The 18,114-nt window shown below is 48.1% G+C and carries 18 protein-coding genes, 1 tRNA gene and 1 rRNA gene; 5 read left to right on the top strand and 15 right to left on the bottom strand.

The window, feature by feature from the left end:
* Window positions 1-162: 162 nt before the first annotated feature.
* A complete protein-coding gene (locus tag LX24_RS01855; protein ID WP_166510452.1) occupies window positions 163-1,023 on the bottom strand; it encodes a DegV family protein in 861 nt (286 codons plus the stop codon).
* An 89-nt stretch (window positions 1,024-1,112) separates the two neighbouring features.
* The gene (locus tag LX24_RS01850) at window positions 1,113-2,747 is read right to left on the bottom strand and encodes a DAK2 domain-containing protein (protein WP_166510451.1); all 1,635 of its coding nucleotides are present in this window, start codon (window positions 2,745-2,747) and stop codon (window positions 1,113-1,115) included.
* 155 nt (window positions 2,748-2,902) lie between these two features.
* Between LX24_RS01850 and LX24_RS01845 the strand changes: the two genes are divergently transcribed.
* Entirely contained in the window at window positions 2,903-4,087 is a 1,185-nt protein-coding gene (locus tag LX24_RS01845; protein WP_166510450.1) for an NAD(P)/FAD-dependent oxidoreductase, read from the top strand.
* Between the two features lie 76 nt (window positions 4,088-4,163).
* Here LX24_RS01845 and LX24_RS01840 read toward each other — a convergent pair whose 3' ends face one another.
* Both LX24_RS01840 and LX24_RS01835 read right to left on the bottom strand, forming a co-directional pair.
* Window positions 4,164-4,439, bottom strand: coding sequence for a spore coat protein (locus tag LX24_RS01840; protein ID WP_166510449.1), 276 nt, complete (start codon window positions 4,437-4,439; stop codon window positions 4,164-4,166).
* Between the two features lie 18 nt (window positions 4,440-4,457).
* Window positions 4,458-4,682: a hypothetical protein gene (locus LX24_RS01835; RefSeq protein WP_166510448.1), complete on the bottom strand. Its 225-nt coding sequence runs from the start codon at window positions 4,680-4,682 to the stop codon at window positions 4,458-4,460.
* 207 nt (window positions 4,683-4,889) lie between these two features.
* On the opposite strand from LX24_RS01835, the gene LX24_RS01830 reads away from it, so the two are divergent.
* The 3 genes from LX24_RS01830 (at window position 4,890) to LX24_RS01820 (ending at window position 7,820) form a co-directional block, all read left to right on the top strand.
* Window positions 4,890-5,795 (top strand): L,D-transpeptidase family protein, encoded by a 906-nt coding sequence (locus LX24_RS01830; protein WP_166510447.1) that lies wholly within the window; start codon window positions 4,890-4,892, stop codon window positions 5,793-5,795.
* 132 nt (window positions 5,796-5,927) lie between these two features.
* Entirely contained in the window at window positions 5,928-7,100 is a 1,173-nt protein-coding gene (locus LX24_RS01825; protein ID WP_423244311.1) for a sensor histidine kinase, read from the top strand.
* Between the two features lie 66 nt (window positions 7,101-7,166).
* Window positions 7,167-7,820, top strand: a complete 654-nt coding sequence (locus tag LX24_RS01820; protein WP_341473551.1) for a response regulator — start codon at window positions 7,167-7,169, stop codon at window positions 7,818-7,820.
* A 68-nt stretch (window positions 7,821-7,888) separates the two neighbouring features.
* Here LX24_RS01820 and ychF read toward each other — a convergent pair whose 3' ends face one another.
* The 5 genes from ychF to LX24_RS01795 form a co-directional block, all read right to left on the bottom strand.
* Window positions 7,889-8,980 (bottom strand): redox-regulated ATPase YchF, encoded by a 1,092-nt coding sequence (gene ychF / locus LX24_RS01815; RefSeq protein WP_166510691.1) that lies wholly within the window; start codon window positions 8,978-8,980, stop codon window positions 7,889-7,891.
* Between the two features lie 125 nt (window positions 8,981-9,105).
* Window positions 9,106-9,936: a carbon-nitrogen hydrolase family protein gene (locus LX24_RS01810; RefSeq protein WP_166510445.1), complete on the bottom strand. Its 831-nt coding sequence runs from the start codon at window positions 9,934-9,936 to the stop codon at window positions 9,106-9,108.
* A 114-nt stretch (window positions 9,937-10,050) separates the two neighbouring features.
* Window positions 10,051-10,272, bottom strand: a complete 222-nt coding sequence (locus tag LX24_RS01805; RefSeq protein WP_166510444.1) for a NifU family protein — start codon at window positions 10,270-10,272, stop codon at window positions 10,051-10,053.
* 173 nt (window positions 10,273-10,445) lie between these two features.
* Window positions 10,446-11,762, bottom strand: coding sequence for a zf-HC2 domain-containing protein (locus tag LX24_RS01800; RefSeq protein WP_166510690.1), 1,317 nt, complete (start codon window positions 11,760-11,762; stop codon window positions 10,446-10,448).
* The gene (locus tag LX24_RS01795) at window positions 11,749-12,375 is read right to left on the bottom strand and encodes an RNA polymerase sigma factor (protein ID WP_166510443.1); all 627 of its coding nucleotides are present in this window, start codon (window positions 12,373-12,375) and stop codon (window positions 11,749-11,751) included. The genes LX24_RS01800 and LX24_RS01795 overlap by 14 nt, the downstream gene beginning before the upstream one ends.
* Window positions 12,376-12,577: 202 nt before the next feature.
* Here LX24_RS01795 and LX24_RS01790 point away from each other — a divergent pair.
* Window positions 12,578-12,662 (top strand) — tRNA-Leu (locus LX24_RS01790).
* Between the two features lie 340 nt (window positions 12,663-13,002).
* On the opposite strand, the gene LX24_RS01785 is transcribed toward LX24_RS01790, so the two are convergent.
* From LX24_RS01785 to rrf, 6 genes are all read right to left on the bottom strand, one after another.
* Window positions 13,003-13,641, bottom strand: a complete 639-nt coding sequence (locus LX24_RS01785) for a DedA family protein (protein WP_166510442.1) — start codon at window positions 13,639-13,641, stop codon at window positions 13,003-13,005.
* A gap of 167 nt (window positions 13,642-13,808) precedes the next feature.
* On the bottom strand, window positions 13,809-14,648 hold the full coding sequence (locus tag LX24_RS01780; protein WP_166510441.1) for a zinc metalloprotease HtpX: 840 nt from the start codon (window positions 14,646-14,648) through the stop codon (window positions 13,809-13,811).
* A gap of 78 nt (window positions 14,649-14,726) precedes the next feature.
* Window positions 14,727-15,158 carry a MerR family transcriptional regulator gene (locus LX24_RS01775; protein ID WP_166510440.1) on the bottom strand — a complete coding sequence of 144 codons (432 nt, stop codon included), beginning with the start codon at window positions 15,156-15,158 and terminating at the stop codon, window positions 14,727-14,729.
* Between the two features lie 177 nt (window positions 15,159-15,335).
* Window positions 15,336-16,325 carry a sodium:calcium antiporter gene (locus tag LX24_RS01770; protein ID WP_166510439.1) on the bottom strand — a complete coding sequence of 330 codons (990 nt, stop codon included), beginning with the start codon at window positions 16,323-16,325 and terminating at the stop codon, window positions 15,336-15,338.
* A gap of 365 nt (window positions 16,326-16,690) precedes the next feature.
* The gene (locus LX24_RS01765; protein ID WP_166510438.1) at window positions 16,691-17,632 is read right to left on the bottom strand and encodes a S1C family serine protease; all 942 of its coding nucleotides are present in this window, start codon (window positions 17,630-17,632) and stop codon (window positions 16,691-16,693) included.
* Window positions 17,633-17,765: 133 nt separating this feature from the next.
* Window positions 17,766-17,920, bottom strand: a 5S ribosomal RNA gene (rrf, locus tag LX24_RS01760).
* Window positions 17,921-18,114: the final 194 nt, after the last annotated feature.

Raw genomic sequence — 18,114 nt, 5'->3', positions numbered from 1 at the left:
GAGATTAAGAGGGGTTTTGCTTTTTATCATCATTTCACCAATAATTTGTGCATAAGCCCCAGCGCCGGCGGAACCAGTATCAATGACGCCACTTTATACAATTCCCGAGCTTCGATTACCGGTTCTGTTAGCACTGGTCAAACTCCTTAAGCATCCCCAGGTTTACCACTGCAGGTATTTATATGGACATACCGCCAGGCCCACAACACCCGGCCCAACGTGGGTACCCACCACCGCGCCCATCTGGCTGTACGCCATTTCAGGGCAATTGAGTTTTTCCCGCACCAAGTCCTGTAAAGACTTTAATCCCCCGGGATCATTACCATGAGTCATAAAACAATAAAGCGGCCCGGAATCTTGACACTGCTCGGCCATTAGCTGCACCAGCCGGTTAATAGCCTTTTTACGGCCCCGAACCTTCTCATAGGGATGTATCACTCCGTCCACTATGGTGCACAGGGGTTTGACATTCAATATAGTGCCCAAAAAGGCCTGGGCTTTGCCGATACGCCCACCGCGCTGCAGGTATTCCAGGGTATCCACCATAAAATATACCCGGTGGTTGGCAATAATATCCTGCACCAGGGCCACCACCTCAGCCCGGGAACGTCCGGCCTGGGCAGCCCGGGCCGCCGCCAGCACTACCATACCCAGCACTACACTGACGGTGCGGGAATCTATCACTTCCAGCCCGTCATAATTCAGCATGGTCCTGGCCAGTTGGGCGGACTGCAAAGTACCGCTCATCTGCGCAGATATATGAATGGACACAATATCCGCACCTTCGTCAATCAACGGGCGATAATATTCCACAAACTCGGTAGGTGAAGGCTGGGAGGTAGTGGGCAATTCCCTGCTGGCTGCCAGCCGGCTAAAAAATTCGGCAGCCGATAGATCCACCCCATCCACAAAACATTCCGACCCGAAAAAAACCTTCAATGGCACCACGGTAATACCGTATTGCTGCACCAATTCACGCGGCAAATCAGCCGTACTGTCAGTAACGATACGGACTTTGGGCATGGATACAACACCTTCCTTACAACAAATTATCCGGAAAGCCAGTGCTCCCGGCCACTGTTTCAAAGTGAAAAGAAAGCATCCCCTTCTTGCTACTCCACCGAGATTATTAAATGGTATAAAGGCTGCCCCCCGTAATGCAGCTCGAAATCAAACTCGTCAAATTCTTCTTCCATCTTGTTGACAATTTCCCGGGCCTCGGCACCCGACATACCGGCCCCGTAGTAAAAAGTAATTAACCCGGTATCATCATCAACCATTGCCCGCAGTAAATCCATTACCAATGCATCGAGGTGACGCCCCACAGCCACCAACCGGTCACCCGCCATCCCGATAAAATCACCTTTAGCTATGGTGTTACCTTCAATAACAGCATCCCGAACGGCCACAGTCACTTCACCCGTTTTAACAACACCTAATGCACCCTCCATTTTGCCAGCGTTTTCCGCGGCAGAAGCGTAGGGGTTGTAAGCCAAAAGCGCCGCAAAGGCCTGGGGAATACTTAACGATGGCACCACATGCAGCTCTTTTTCGGCCATTGCCGCAGCCTGCCGGGCCGCCAGCAAAATATTTTTGTTATTGGGCAGCAAAATTACCGCCGGGGCGTTAACATTATTTACGGCCTCCAAAAGCTGTTCCGCCGAGGGGTTCATGGTTTGCCCCCCCTCAATAACCACATCCACTCCCATACTTTGCAATATGGTGCCAATACCTTCCCCTGCACCAACAGCCACAATACCCAGCGGCTTGCTTTCATCACCGGCGGTTTTGCCGGCTTCACGGCGCAATTCCTGGTTTTGTTCCTCCATATTACCAATTTGGACAGACTGCAGCGCACCGTATTTCAAGCCGCACTCCAGCACCAGTCCCGGATGATTGGAGTGAATATGCACCTTGGTTGCCCGGTCGTCCCCCACCACCAGCAGACAGTCACCATAAGGGGATAACTCCTGCCGCAGCGTGTCTATAGGTATATTGCGCCCCATTAGGATAAATTCGGTGCAATAAGTAAATTCAATACCAGCGGTAAAATCCCTGGCCCGGCTGCCCATAAATTCCTTCTGCTGGCTGGCCGCCAGATCAAATAATTCAATATTACGCCGGGCCGCTGCATCCTTAAGGGCCTGGATAATGCCCTCCAGTATAACCACCAGCCCCTTGCCGCCGGCGTCCACTACACCGGCCTCCCGCAGCACCGGCAATTGTTCGGGGGTACGGGCCAGGGCCCGGTTTGCGGCCCGGTAACCCACCACCAGCACCCGCACGGGATCTTTGCTCCGGGCAATGGCATTATCCAAAGCAGTGGCTATTTCCCGGCATACCGTCAACATCGTCCCTTCCACAGGGTTTCCCACCGCTCGATAGGCCGCATCGGCCCCGCTTACAAAGGCACGGGCGATATCGGCGGCACCTGCGCGACTGCAGCCCTCCAGCGCCCGGGCAAAACCGCTGAATATCTGGGATAGAATAACCCCCGAATTGCCCCGGGCCCCCATCAGGCAGCCCCGGGCCACCGCCGCAGCTACGTCACATATTTTACCACTTTCTACCTGCCGGGCTTGCTTAACCCCGGCCAGCATAGTAAGGTACATATTGGTTCCGGTATCACCATCGGGTACGGGAAAAACATTCAAAGCATCAATTTCTGACTTATTCAAAGCCAGCAGGTTGGCGGCACCCACCAGCATGTATTTCATTTGCTCTCCGTCAAAAGAGTATATGTACACTTAAAATCCCCCTTGTCATTACATTAAGCCCGGATGTACAATACGTGCAAATATAAATTCTTCGTTTTTACTGGTAAAACCTTTTTGTTTTTACAGCCAAACTAAAACTTAATATGGCACTTTGCACAGCAATACGATTCAGGGGGATTAACGATATGGCCAGGCAAGCGGATGTAATTATCATAGGCGCAGGAGTAATTGGTTTGAGTACCGCCTATCATTTAGCACGTCAAAATAACAACCTGCGGATTATTATTGTCGAAAAGGAAAAATTCCACGGGGCAGGCTCTACTGCCCAGTGCACCGGGGGTATCCGACACCAGTTCACCAACCCGGTAAATGTACAATTAACTAAAATAAGTTATCCCTGGTTTCTGCGGTTTGCCGCCGATATGGAGTACCCCATTTATTTTCGCAAAAGGGGCTATCTTCTGGTAACCGGCCGCGCAGCCCGGTGGCAGGAACTGCAAGACATTATAAAACAGCTCAACCATTTGGATATACCTGCCCGACTGCTGGCCCCGGAGGAAATCACCGCCAGCTACCCCTTTGTGCTGACCGGTGATTTGCTAGGAGGCAGCTATTGTCCCCTGGATGCCTATGCAGACCCTTACGGGGTAATGGAGGGCTACTACAGGCAATGCCGCAAGCTGGGCGTACAGGTGTTATGTGATACCGAGGTCACCGGCATTAACACAAGTGATAGCGCGGTTACCGGTGTAGTCTGCCGGCAGAACAGCCAGCCCGGCAACCCGGCGGCGGTCGGGGAGACACTGGATGCCCCGGTGGTAATCAACGCTGCCGGACCCCACCTGCATCTACTGGCTCGTATGGCCGGCCTTACCTTACCTGCCGCTCCCTACCGCCGGCAAGTATATGTATGTGCCCCTATACCGGCTATTCCCGCCGGTATCCCCTTACTGGTGGACATGGACACGGGATTTTATATTCACGCTGAAAAAAACGGTATATTGCTGCTGGGGGGTACCGACCGGGACAGCAGCCCCGGTCTGGAAACCACGGTGGACCGGAGCCGGTTGCCCGGTTTCATTGAAGCGGCCACGGGCCGGGTGCCGGCTCTGGAGGAGGCCCAGATCACCCGCATATATACCGGTATCCGCTCCTTAACCCCCGACGGGTTGGGCATACTGGGTGAAACCGGGGTGAAGGGCTTTTACTGCGCCGGTGGTTTTGGCGGCAACGGCTTTATGCACGCCCCCGCCATCGGACAGATCATGTCCTGTCTGGTGCTGAGGAAACAGCCGCCCCTGGACCCGGCGCCCCTTTCCCCCGAACGGTTTAATAATGCCTCCAACAATGCCGAAGGGGCATTATTCTAAAGGAAGGACGGGGACGGTTCTTTTGCTTCCAAAATAAAAGCTAAAGAACCGTCCCCGTCCTTCCTTGTACTCCCCTTTAGGGCATTGGGTGGTACACGCTTCTTGTAGCCATTCCCTGCCCGGTTTGCCAGGCCAGGGGCTGGGTGTTGGCCGGGCGCACCTCATACCAGTTACGGTCGTGCATTAAATCAAAAAGCTGCTTTTGCATGTTTATCTCATCATTGTTAAGCTGGATCATCGTGTTACGTATCCGGTCATTGGCCGATTCCAGCACTGCCCTGTGATAGTTGGCGGATATATGCTTGGTATCCAAAAGCAAATCAGTCATTATTTCCCTGTCTCCGAATTGCATCTTTGTCCCCCCTCCAATTTAGTGTTGAGCCACGCCGGAAGCCAAACCGGCATCCTGCAACAGGCTGTTTAAAGTACTAACATGACGCTGTCCCTTTTCGGCCATCTGCTGTAATAGGGCTTGTACCGACGGGTCACGGGTAACGCTCATATACAGCTGTACCTTCCTAGCACAGATATCCTCTGCACGCAATTGTTCCTCAATGGCCAGCCTTTCCATTTCGGTTAGTTTGCCCATATGCATTATTTTTCACCTCCTCCGGCAGTTAATGACAGGATTATTATCTGCCCGGTATTTATATTTATACAAACCGGCTTCTGGTAAAATTTGCAACCCCCATTATCTTACACAAACAAGCCAACAAGTAATTAAATACCACCCAACAAAGGCATAAATTTGTTTTTTCGTCGTAATATGTATAAGCATGAATTTGAGGAGGAGATCCCTGGAATGGTTAAGAGGTTATTGGTTTTGCTGGTAGCCTTTAGTTTTTGTTTGGTTCATGCCAGTACGGCCTTCGCAGCAGCAACGATTATCATCGACAAATCAACCAACAAGTTGCATTATTACCAAGACGAGGTGCTGCTCAAAACCTTCCCCGTCGCCACAGGAAAAAGTCCATCACTTACCCCTGAAGGTAACTTCACCGTAGTGATCAAGCTGGTTAACCCGTATTACGCCCGTGGCGGTATTGCCGGGGGCAGCCCACAAAACCCGCTGGGCTATCGCTGGCTGGGTTTGAGCGTGGGAGGTGGCGGTATATACGGTATACATGGCACCAATAACCCCGCATCCATTGGCACCTACGCCTCCGCCGGATGCATCCGCATGTATAACCAGGACGTTAATTGGTTATTTGACCATACGCCGCTAGGTACGCCGGTGCAAATTATCAGGAGCGGTGCAACCCGGGTTCCAACACCTCCAAAGCCCAAACCGCTGCCGGTTACAGTGGCACTGGGGGGAAAAAACATTGACATCAAGGTACCGGTGGGCACAAGCCCGGATGGGTCACCGCTGTTGCCACTGCGGCCAATTTTTGAAGCGCTGGACTATGCCATTGGCTGGGATGATGCCAGCCACACCATCCACATAACTAAAGGTAATGAATATATAAACGTTGCCTGCACCAGTGGTCGAGTAACGACAAGGCAAAGCGTGTTTGTTTGCCCCGAGCTTAAACTGGCACAGGGCGCTGCCCACGCCCCCATTTCCTTCTGGCAAAGGGTGCTGCCAAAAACGCAAATTAACTGGGATGCCGGGCAGCGAAGGGTTACATTCAACGAAAAAACCATCATGGAAAAGCCATTTCCAGGCACCAGCGCCCCGGGGGAGGCTGTACTCCAAACACCTTAAATTAAACACTGCCGGCACTCGCCATCCAGGTGTAGTGCCGGCAATTTTCTTCCATTGCACACTTATTCAGACAATCTTTGCAGGATAGCATCTTGTAACGGAGAATAATGTAATAAACACATATACTGGCAGGTGAAAATTTTGCTTGAAACTTCAAATCTTGATACAATTTTCAGCAAAATCGTTCAGCATATAAAAGAATCTCAGGAACAAATATATGATATCGCAGAGCATACCCGAGCTGAGCATGACAATATAAAGGATGAACTGGAGAATGTAAAAAAAACGGTGTCCCAGTTAATTAAACGGGAAAACAAACTACGGGCGCAGGAGAGAGCAGCCCGCATCAAACTAATGGATGTAAGTAAAAATTTTAACCGTTACAATGAACAGGATATTAAAATGGCCTACGATAAAGCCCAGAAAATGCAATTGGAACTGGCCATGCTGCAGGCCCAGGAACAAATGCTGCGCAAAAGGCGGGACAACCTGGAGCGAAGCCTCAAACGGATGCAGGACATGCTCGATAAAGCAAATAACATGAATTCCCATCTAAGCGTGGTATTTGAATATCTAAGCAAGAAACTACCCACCATATCTTCCAGTATTGAGGAATTACACCAAGTGCAAAAAATGGGCATCAGTATCATCAAAGCCCAGGAGGAAGAGCGCAAGCGATTGGCCCGGGAAATACACGACGGCCCGGCACAGCTACTGGCCAACGTGGTAATGCGTGCAGAGTACATATTGAAATTAATGGAAGTCAACCCTGCACACGTTAAAAAAGAACTGGTCAACCTGCAGGAACTGGTCAGGCAAAGCCTGCGGGATGTACGCAAAATAATTTTTAATCTAAGACCGATGTTGCTGGACGATCTGGGACTGGTTCCGGCCATCAACCGTTACATAGAAGATTATACAAAGCAATATGGTATCAATACCAAGTTTGTATCCTTCGGCAAGCAAATACGGCTACCCCAGGCCGCCGAAGTGTCTCTCTTCCGAATAGTGCAGGAAGCACTGAACAACGTGCAAAAGCACGCCCAGGCCAGGCAGGTTATGATTAAAATAGAGCAACTTGCTGATAAAATAACCCTTATTATAAAAGACAACGGCAGGGGTTTTAATGTCGAATCGGTGGAAAAAAACAAAGGTCATGAATGTTACGGGCTTATTAATATGCGGGAACGGGTACAAATATTAAAGGGAGAATTTAAAATAACCAGCGCTCCGGGGCAGGGTACTTTAATCAGTTTAAGCATACCAGTAATCACTAAAGATTGTCGTACCACCGGCTCCGCTTAATGATAAAATCGGGGAATATGTTATTTGGTTATTCTGACATTAAATGAAACAAAGGGGGCATAAATATTGCAGCTGATTAATGTACTAATTGTTGATGATCACGCCCTCATTAGAGAAGGGATCAGGAAAACTTTATCACTGGAGCAGCGTATACATGTGCTGGGGGAGGCTGCCAACGGGCAGCAGGCCATAAAAATGTGCCTTAATCAACATCCCGACATAGTGTTGCTGGACATTAACCTGCCGGATATAACGGGCCTGGAAGTGTGTAAGGTCATTAAAAAGGAATCACCCAACACGGGTATCATTGCCCTGACCATACACGATCAGGAAGAATATATACTGGAGATGATTCGCAGCGGTGTCGCCGCCTACCTGCTTAAAGAGATCAGCCCTGATCAGCTGATTGATACCATACTGCAGGTGGCTGAGGGGAAATCATTTATTTCACCTTCTCTGACCGCCAAAATTTTTAACCAGATTAATAGATTATCGACCACAAGATCTTTTGGGCAAAGGCCCTACGGGTTGACGGACAGGGAACTGGATGTGCTTACCCTGCTGGCCAATGGTGATTCCAATAAAATAATCGCCCAAAAGCTGTTTATCAGTGAAAAAACAGTAAAAAACCACCTGACCAACATTTTCCACAAGCTAAACGTTACTGACCGTACCCAGGCGGCATTACTGGCTATAAAAGAAAAAATAGTGCATATTTAAACCCCGCACACCTGCGGGGTTTTTCCCTTACTCACATTTTTTGGATACTGCCTGCAAAATTTAACCACCTAGACATTAAACCTAATGTTTAATATATCTCCGTCCTTAACAATATAATCTTTACCTTCCAACCGGGCTAGCCCTTTTTCCTTGACTTTGTTCATACTGCCCAGATTGCGCAAATCATCATAAGCTACCACTTCGGCCCGAATGAAACCGCGCTCCAGGTCGGAATGAATTTTACCGGCGGCGCCTTTGGCATTCAATCCAACCGGAATGGTCCATGCTTTTACTTCGTCTTCACCCACGGTGAAAAATGATATCAATCCCAGAGTATCGTAGGCAGCCCGGGCCAACCGGTCAATGCCTGATTGCTGCAGTCCCAGATCATCCATAAACTCCCGCCGGTCATCCACGGGCAGTTCGCTGATTTCCATTTCAATCAGGCCGCAAACCTCAAGCAGTATGATATCATTTTCAGCAGCATAGGCACGAACTTTTTCCTGCCCCGGGTAGTTACCGCCCCTGAGCTGTTCCTCATCAGTATTAATCACCAGTATTATGGGCTTGTCCGTTAAAAAGCTGTAATTCACCAGTAATTCCCGCTCATCTTCAGAAAGCTCGACCCTGCGCATAGTCACTTCATTTTCCAACGCTTCCAGACACTTGCTCAGCACTTCCAATTCCGCCAACTGCTCTTTTTTTATCTTTTTACCTTCCTTAATGCGACGGATTCTTTTTTCCACCAGGTCCATATCAGCCAGCAGCAGTTCCAGGTTAATGGTTTCTATATCCCGCATGGGATCAATATTCCCGTCCACATGGGGCACATTTTTATCCTGAAAAGCCCGAACCACGTGTACCAGCAAATCGGCATTGCGAATACCGTCTAAAAAACGGTTGCCCACCCCTTTTCCCTCGCTGGCCCCGCGCACCAATCCCGGCACATCGCTGAACTGGATTTGGGCATAAGCATTTTTCTTGGGCTTGTATAGATTAATTAGAAAGTCAAGACGGGCATCGGGCACCTCGGCCATGGCCACGTTAATTTCAGTTTTGCCCGTCAAATAATTGGACGTCTCCAGTCCCGAGTTGGTTACCAAATTAAAAAGTGTGGTTTTTCCCACCATCGGCAAACCGACAATACCACAAGTCAACATTTGCAGTTCCCGTTCCTTTCTCCAGTGGCAGATAGCATTTCGTTTAATTTTACCTTCTTGCTCCAACATATTCAAGACGTATACACCATAACCGCCGGCCCGCCTAATCAACCGTTAAAAACAAGCTACCTTTTTCTATTGATTGTATATAGATCAGTACGCCGCAAGGTTAATAACGGCAGGCGCCGGCGCACTTCCCTAATTTTCTCCGGGTTCACTTCCACCATAATTATTTCCTCACCGGTTCCCGCCCGGGCCAGTACATCACCCCAGGGGTCCACCACCATGGAATGGCCGTAGGCCACATATCCCCCCTGGTTATCCCGAGCCGGGGAGGCCGCCGCCACAAAAACCTGGTTATCCACCGCCCGCGCCCGCATGGTCAAATCCCAGTGGGCCGGGCCGGTAACTGTATTAAAGGCAGCCGGTACCACCAGTATATCCGCTCCGGCCAGGGCCAGCAGGCGGGCCAACTCTGGAAAACGAACATCAAAACAAATCATGACCCCGATTTTGCACCATCCAGCGTCTATAACAGTAAATTCACTGCCCGGTCCCAGCGTGCTGGACTCCTGCACCCTTAAGCCGGGCAAATCCACATCAAACAAATGCACCTTGCGGTGCCGCCCTAACAAGGTACCCCGGGGACCAAAGGTAAAGCAAGTATTGTAAACAACATCCTTTTCCCTTTCGGGGATGGACCCCCCCACCAGCACAATGTCCAGCTCGGCTGCCAACCGGGATAGCATTTGCACCGTTTCACCGCTGGGGTAAGTCTCGGCATAGCCGGGGAAGAGATGGGTCTCGTAGGGACAATTGAACATTTCCGGCAGCACCACCACCTGTGCTCCCCGCCCGGCTGCCTGGCGCACCAACTCACCGGCATGTTTTATGTTAACGGCTTTGTCCTCGGCAACTTTAATCTGGCAAATAGCCAGTTTGCATTTTTTTATCAATACAACAAACACCTCTCTTTAAAAAGTATAAAAACCACTTTCAGCCAAACAAAAGTGGCAAAAAGTGGTTATATAAAACTGCCCAGTAAAATTTATTCCTGAATTACATTTCAACTAGGCCTGTACTACTTCTTTCACCTCGGGCACAGCTTGCTTGAGCGACCGCTCAATCCCCAATTTAAGGGTATATGTGGACATCGCTCACCCACCACAGGCACCTTTAAGTTTAACTTTAACTACACCATCCGGTGTAACATCCACAAGCTCAACGTCACCGCCATCACGCTGCAGCATGGGACGCACTTTATCCAAGGCAGCTTGTACTTGTTCGCGCACTGTTTCAAACCTCCCTTCTGAAACTATTATAACAACCAAGGATTAATATTATCAGTATATCCAAACCGCAACTATTCCTATTTTAACTGCAAATTACCAGTGAAGCAATAGTAAAACTTTTTTTAATAACTGGAAACCTTAATTAATTCTTTGCATAGATGGATTTCACCATATTACGGCAGCATTAAATAAAGGTCCACTCTGGCTAAATCTATATCTTGCTGTAAACCGGTAATTGTCTGCTGCTGCCGGGCTATTTGCCCGCGTAATTCATCCAATTCACCTAAAAGGGCCGTATCTTTTCCCTTTTGAACATTTTCAAGCTGGAAAGCCAGTTTATTTTCCCGCTCCCATAGTATATTCAGCTGTTCTTGGGCCTGTTGCATATCGTCAGCCAAATCCCTGGTGCGAGAATGGATTTCCACCTGACCCATACCGTTTAATTGATCAATAAACTCATCCGCAAAGCTTGTAGGAATGCGTAACACCCAGCAATGCCCGGTTTGCTGCGGGTTCGCCTCAACGTAGCCACCGTACTCGCCTGCTGTTGCATTCCAGAGGTCCTCGGTAATTTGGTCCTCCGTAATTTGCTGCGTATCTAAAACCAGTGTAACAGTATACTCCCTGGCCACATGAAGATCATTTTCAACACTGAAACTGCCATTCTCAAGCTGGTTGGCCTCATCCCTAAACCTTTCCCGGGGTGCGGCCATAATTGAAAACATAGCATCTTCACCGGTGGGCTGTTCTTCCGGTGCCGGGAAATCACGGGCTGTGTGTTTTTCCACCTCGGAATAGTCAGCACCCGTGTCACCACTATCCGCATTGGGTGCGGCAGTTACACCTTCATCTCCCACAACGGGCGGGGGCTGGTTCCCCAACCCACTGTCGGCAATAGTACCTGCCCCTCTTTCGGAAAGAGGCATACCGGGTACTTCCGGTTCATTCCGGTCTACATCCGGGGTATCATTATTGGCGATTAATACATCATTGGTTGCTCTTGCTTTTTCAACGGCCTGTTCCCGGGCTTCAGGTGTGACACCGTCATTTTCCTTATCGCCCCCGGGCAGTTCCTCACGGAAAGTTGTATTTTGGCCAGTGTTTGACTGGGTGGCAATATCAAATACCCCCCCCTCATTCTTATCATACCAGAGGGCGGTAACACCTACGGCAAGAAATATTACCGCTGCTGCAGCCAGTGTTTTGGTCCATTTTGTCCAGGGCACCCGGTTTAGCCGGCTACTATGCCCGGCAGTGACAGCCGGTCCGGGTAGTGACTTGAGTTTTTGTCGCAATTCTTCGTGGAACTCCCGGGGCGGCACCACCTCCGGCAATTCCCTGACCAATTCCACCGCAGCCCGCAAATCGTCGTATTCCAACCTGCATGCGGCACAAGCAGCAAGATGTTCTTCCACTTGCACCGCTTGGGAAGATTCCAGCATGCCATCAATGTATGGTGACAACATTTCACAGATATCACGACACTGCATTGTTCTTCCCTCCTTTGGCTTTAAGACGACCGCCACCGGGCAAAAGTTCCCCCTGCCTGCTCATCCTTTCCTTGAGGGCGTTTCTGGCCCTGCTAATGCGTGATTTCACCGTACCCAGGGAACATTGCAACACACTGGCAATTTCCTCATAGCTCATACCCTGTATCTCACGCATGATCAATATTAACCGGTGGTCATCGGAAAGCTGGTTTAAACAAAGCTGCACCTGGCGTTGCACCTCCCGGCGCTGCACAGTTTCCTCGGGGGAATAGTTGTCGTCGGCGGTGGGCGTGTTGGCAGGTGAGGCATCCATCATTTCGTCCATGGATACACTACGCCGCCGCTGCCGCTTTCGCAGTTCATCCCGGCAGATATTGGCTGCAATGCGGTAAAGCCAGGTGGAAAAGGCAGCATCCCCCCGAAACCCTTCCAGTGCCTGGTATAAGCGAATAAAGGTATCCTGGGCCAGGTCGCTGGCATCGGCATGATTACCCATGAAGCGATATGCTAAACCATATATCTTGCTTTCGTAGCGGCGCACCAGCTCATCAAAGGCATCCATATCGCCGTTTTTAGTTTTTTGTACCAGCACCTCATCGGGAAGATGAACCATAATTTCACTCCTGTCCAACAAAAAAACCAGGGGCTTGCATATCCCCTGGCATACTCTTCGACACTGTTGAACATACTTCCTGCCGATTGAAAATGGTGGTTAACAGTATAAACACGGTAGAAGTTAACACCACAAAAACAGTTGACAATGGCAATTTAACTGTGTTAGAATTTATCTTGCAGGTCAGCGATAGAAACATTGTGCCGAAGTGGCGGAACTGGCAGACGCACACGACTCAAAATCGTGCGGGTTATCCCATGCGGGTTCGACTCCCGCCTTCGGCACCAAAACCTAGATATATCAAGGGTTTGAATGAAGTGGTAGTACTTCATTCAAACCTTTTTTATTTTGGTGAATCGTGCGTGACTCACTATGAGCTTTTATCCTTCATTTCATGACCGCTCACCAGGTTGAAAATATTTCATGGGAGTGATAATGATGGTGAATAAATATGAGATTTATCAAACTGCAACAGTCATTGGGCTTCATGAAGCCATCCATTTAATTTACCAAATTGAAGTACCTGTCAATATCGTAATTGATAGTACTTGCACGTTTATTGTCTATTGCTAACACCATTACGTGGGCACTACCGGTATTATAAACCTTCAAGTTTTTAGATATCTGCTATTGAACTTCTTTGGTTCCTTTTTTATTTCTTACCTTACTCCAAACTGCGGCGGCGACAAGCGTCAGAACCCCTCCGATTAAATAGGGGTAGTAATCGACAAGCAATGCTTCCAACACTATCCAATTTTGCCCAATGACCAGCCCAAAGGATATTAACAGCAGTATCCAGCAAGTGGCTCCCACCGCAGCCATACCTATTGCTGTAACAAAGGACATCTTACTTATACCGGATAGGTAGGGCACAACACTGCGGGCTACAGGTAAAAAATAAGCAATTAAGATAGCCCAGGGACCGTATTTTTCGAACCATTTTTCCAGCCTGGTGGTTTTTTCCGGTGTTAAGCATATAAACCGGCCATATTTTTCTATCAACGGTGTACCGATTTTCCGGCCGATGGTGTAACCCGAGGTAAACCCGCCCAGGGTACCGGCCATAGCCACTATAAAAATCTGCGTATAATTTAAAATACCCATATGCGAAAAGTATCCCGATAAGGTAAGCATTGTCTTTGAAGGCATGGGAATACCCAGGGTATCAATGAACATGGTAAAAAAAAGAGCCCAATAGCCATAAAGTTCCACAAGTTCCAGCGCTACATCTTTATAATCCAAAATCTCATCCCTGCCAATCGACATTTCTTTTTAACTCACCCAACAAGCACGTTTTCCATTACAATACTTTTACACAGGCATAGTTCGCTTCAATTTATGTGATATAGATAATTCATTGATAGATATATAAACAAAAAGGTACACGGCATGGTTAAATCATAAGCCGGTACCTTGACAAAGTCTATAAGCTATTACCGCATATTTTTAAGTCTGGCCACCCGGTCCTGAATAGGAGGGTGAGTGCTGAACAATCTGGCCACGGCAGCACCGGAAAGCGGGTTTACAATAAACAGATGCGAAGTTGCCGGGTTAGTCTGCATAGGAATACGATGTGCCGCTGATTCCATTTTAAGCAGGGCATTGGCCAGCCCATCGGGTGAACCGGCAATACGTGCCCCGGTTGCATCGGCTAGATATTCCCTCGACCGGGAAATGGCCATTTGTACTATCATAGCCGCAATGGGTGCCAAAATAGCCATAATCAGCCCGCCAATCATCCCGCCGCCTTCTTCATCCTCACCCCGGCCCAGCCCGAATATGGCTGCCCACTGAAAAGCATTGGCCATCATGGTAATGGCGCCGGCCAATGCGGCTGCTATGGTGCCCAACAGCACATCCCTGTTTTTAATGTGAGCCAGCTCGTGGGCCAGTACACCTTCCACTTCAGACCTGTTTAGCAAGCGCATAATACCTTCGGTGACGGCCACCGCTGCATGGGAAGGGTTGCGCCCGGTGGCAAACGCGTTGGGTTGATCGGTAGGTGTTACATAAAGCTTGGGCATAGGAATACCTGCACGCCTTGATAACCTTTGCACCATCTCATAAAGCTCGGGTGCCTCGGCCCGGGAAACCGGGTACGAGCGTGTCATTTTAATTGCAATTTTATCGCTGTAAAAGTAACTGAAAAAGTTCATGGCCATGGCAATGAGGAAAAACAACATTGCTCCGGACTGACCGCCAATGGCATTTCCCATCAACACCAGTATTATGGTCAGCACGCCCATTAACAACCATACTTTTAAGGTATTCATATACATACACCTCCGTTTTATTATTCTATCCATGGATTTCCCTTCCAACCCGGGCGGATTGTTCCAGAGCCATTAATGTTAAACAAATGGGGTAATTTCATTAATATAAATAATTAGTGCGTTCATAATAGCCATCCCCTTTATCATAACCTGCCTGGACAAAACCGCTGCTTGGCTGGCATCAAGATTGGACGCAGGTTGCAGCTGGGTAAGTTGATTCTCCAGCTGTTTGATTTGTTCCCGGATGAAATCAATATTAATTTGATTATCTTGTTGTCCGGCCTGATCCAGTTCAAACAAACGAAATTGTTCTTTTATTTCCTCCAGGGTAAACCGCTGCGCCTTCAAAATCTCGATGATTTTAAGCCTTGCCAGGGTGTGCTCGGTGTAGTACCGGTAATTATTTTCCAAACGAACAGGCTTAAGTAAGCCCAGGTTGGTATAATAATCGATAGTTCTTCTGCTCACCCCGGCTAACTGGGCAATGGCACCGATTTTATAGTATTTCAACTCCCCAAAGCTACCACCTCACTTACATTATATAATATAGCCAAAAAACTGTACAGTATAACGTTTTAGTTTACCCCCTCTTAAATATAAATATTAAGCTCAACTTGGCAGTAAAACTATTCAAAGGTAATGTAAAGTTATTACCTTAAGCCTATGTTAAATAACGCTCCCAACAAGTTATATGATAAAAACGGACATAACAAATATCACATACAAGCTACCGGTCAAAACCAGCGTTGCAGGACGAATGTATTTTTTCAACTGCAGGCTTAGATAGATCAGCCCAGCCCCCGCAAGAGCCAATATGGCGCTAATCAAGGCCAGGTCGGACAGCACCCAGGGCGTAAGGACAATTCCCAATGCGGGTATTAGGGAGCTTTGAAAAACCATAGCTCCGGTAATATTACCCAGAGCGAGGGTGTCCTTGCCCTGGCGCACCCAAATTAGGCTATTGAATTTTTCAGGCAGTTCCGTAGCTATGGGGGCAATGAATATAGACACTATGAAAGGTGATATATGCATAAGCTCAGCCACACGTTCAATACCGTCCACAAAGAAGTTGGCACCGGTGACAATGCCGGCAAGGGCCACAAACACCTGCAGCACTATCACCCGAATACTTGGCTCTCTGTGCTTCCGGGCAAAATACAGTGGCTTTAATTGGGTTTCACCCAGTTTACTCCCTGCTTTAATGGTACGGGTAACGTAAATAATGTATGCAACCACCAGTAAAAAAGCTATGTGCAGTTTGTATGCAGCTGGTAAAAAGGCAGCAAGTATTGCCAATGAGTACACTATAATAAAAAATAACAGGTCTCTTTTCATAATGTTATGATCAATAAGCATAACTTGACGCTTTTGGCCATTTACCGTATAGACCAGCGCGGCAATACCCGTAATGCACAGGGCCAAAGTAGCCAGCATAAAGGGCGCACCCAAAATGGCACCGATACCTATCTCATGTGCTGCTTCCCCGGTTCCCAACAAAATTGCTATTACGGGGATTATTGCTTCCGGCAGGGCAGTGCCCACCGCGGCCAGTACGCTGCCCACCGCACCTTCGGATAGTTTTAATCTTTTACCCAGCCATTCCACACCGTTAGTAAAAATCTCGGCACAAAACAAAATTACAGCCAGACCACCAATTAAGTAAAGTAATAAGAGCATGCAACATTTCCTTTCTAATTTCTTTTAAATTGCCATTGGTGAACAATATAATGGTATCCTAATCCCTCAAGTGCCTTTGTCCATGATATATAAAAAAGCGAGACCTTCACGCAAAATCCGTGAAGGTCTCGCTTAGCTTACTTAATCATGAAAGCTATGTCAAACCGGGCAAAGCCGTATTGACGATTTGACAACCCGTCAGGCCGGGTAGCTACTCCCCTTAGTTGTTATTTTACGTGGCCTTACATATGCTGTCAATAGTAAATAATTAAATTTTTATAATACAATCACTTCCGGGAGGCCATAATTACGCTCATGTTTATCATGGCCGCACCATGGCTGTTCAATGCATGACAGGTGAATTTTTATATGTTAAAATCCAGTATCTCCTTTACTGGAATGGCCAGGCCGGTAACTTTCTCCTCACCGTTGACCTGCCTGTACATATTGCCAAAAACCACTCCCACCACCCGCCCATCGTGATCAAAAACAGGACTGCCACTATTTCCGGGATATATGGGAGCACTAATACCAAATACTTCGGCGGGTTTATCTCCAACCATTAAGTATTGTTCCACCCGGCCTTCGGCCACGATATTGTTAAGGCCTAGCGGATTACCCACCACCCTTATTTTATCACCGGGTGCAGGCTGATCATCAACATTTAACGGCACCACCGGTAGTTTTTCCCCCTGCAGGATAACCACAGCCAAGTCAAATTCCGGCTTGCTGACCCATTTCACGGCCTTGAATACTTCACCGTTCGGAAAATTAATCACCATATTCAGTGCATCTTCAATAACGTGGTGATTGGTAACTATTACCCCTTGGGGGTCGATATTAAAACCTGTGCCCGACTTTTGTTCCACCGGGGCCAGTGCACCCTGTTTCCGTGCCACCACCTGAATTTGCACCACCGCCGCCTGAAGCTGCCGGGTATCTATATCTTTCTCCAATTGCAGCGAACTGGTTATTAAATCCCCCAGTGGAGCTTGTAGAGCAGGCCAGGAAGTGGCGGCAACCAGACCCAAAAAAGCCACGGCGGTTATAATTGCCACCACGCGCAATAATAATGACGGCCGGGCAGAAACTGTTTCATTGTCATCTTCAGCATTATCATGACCGTTATAGTAATAATCGTCATATTCATCATCTATGAAATCTTTTTCCCGATAATCATTGTCCAAGCAAGCGTTATCTAAATAATCGTTATCCGTGTATTGATAATCATCCATAGTGTTATTAGTATCACATTCAATAGGTTTTTGTTCCGCATCCCTGTTTTGACCCTTTATATTGATATTCATATGCACTCCCATCGTTATTCATCATTATCCATATCATCTGTTTGCTATGAATATAATATCCTTATGATAAAGGTTGGTCCAGAGAAATATAATAAACCTCCCGGACAAAACCAGGAGGTTTATTTAAAATTAATTCCGGCAACTACCTACTCTCCTACCCCTACGGGGCACACAGCAGGGTATAAGCTCAAGTACCATCGGCCTTAGAGAGCTTAACTTTCCGTGTTCGCGTGTGCCCCGGAGGGGTAGGATGGGAACGGGTGTATCCTCTCCAGTATGGTCACCGGAAAACTTATTAGACGTTTGAATTTAGAAGTTGGAAATTGGATAACCAAACTCATTATCCCTTCAAAACTGCACAGCGATTTGTTTTTTTAAAGCCCAGGCTTTTTCACTTTGGTTGGATTATCCTTGGCGCTAGTAGTCTTTCCAACTTCTAACCTCCAATTTCCAACCTCCGCCTTTTGCTGGTCAAGCCCTCG

This window comes from Desulfallas thermosapovorans DSM 6562, assembly GCF_008124625.1.
GTDB classification, from domain to species: Bacteria; Bacillota; Desulfotomaculia; order Desulfotomaculales; family Desulfallaceae; genus Sporotomaculum; species Sporotomaculum thermosapovorans.
Note: the sequence above shows the minus strand (reverse complement) of the source record. Positions and strands in the feature narration are given on the sequence as shown.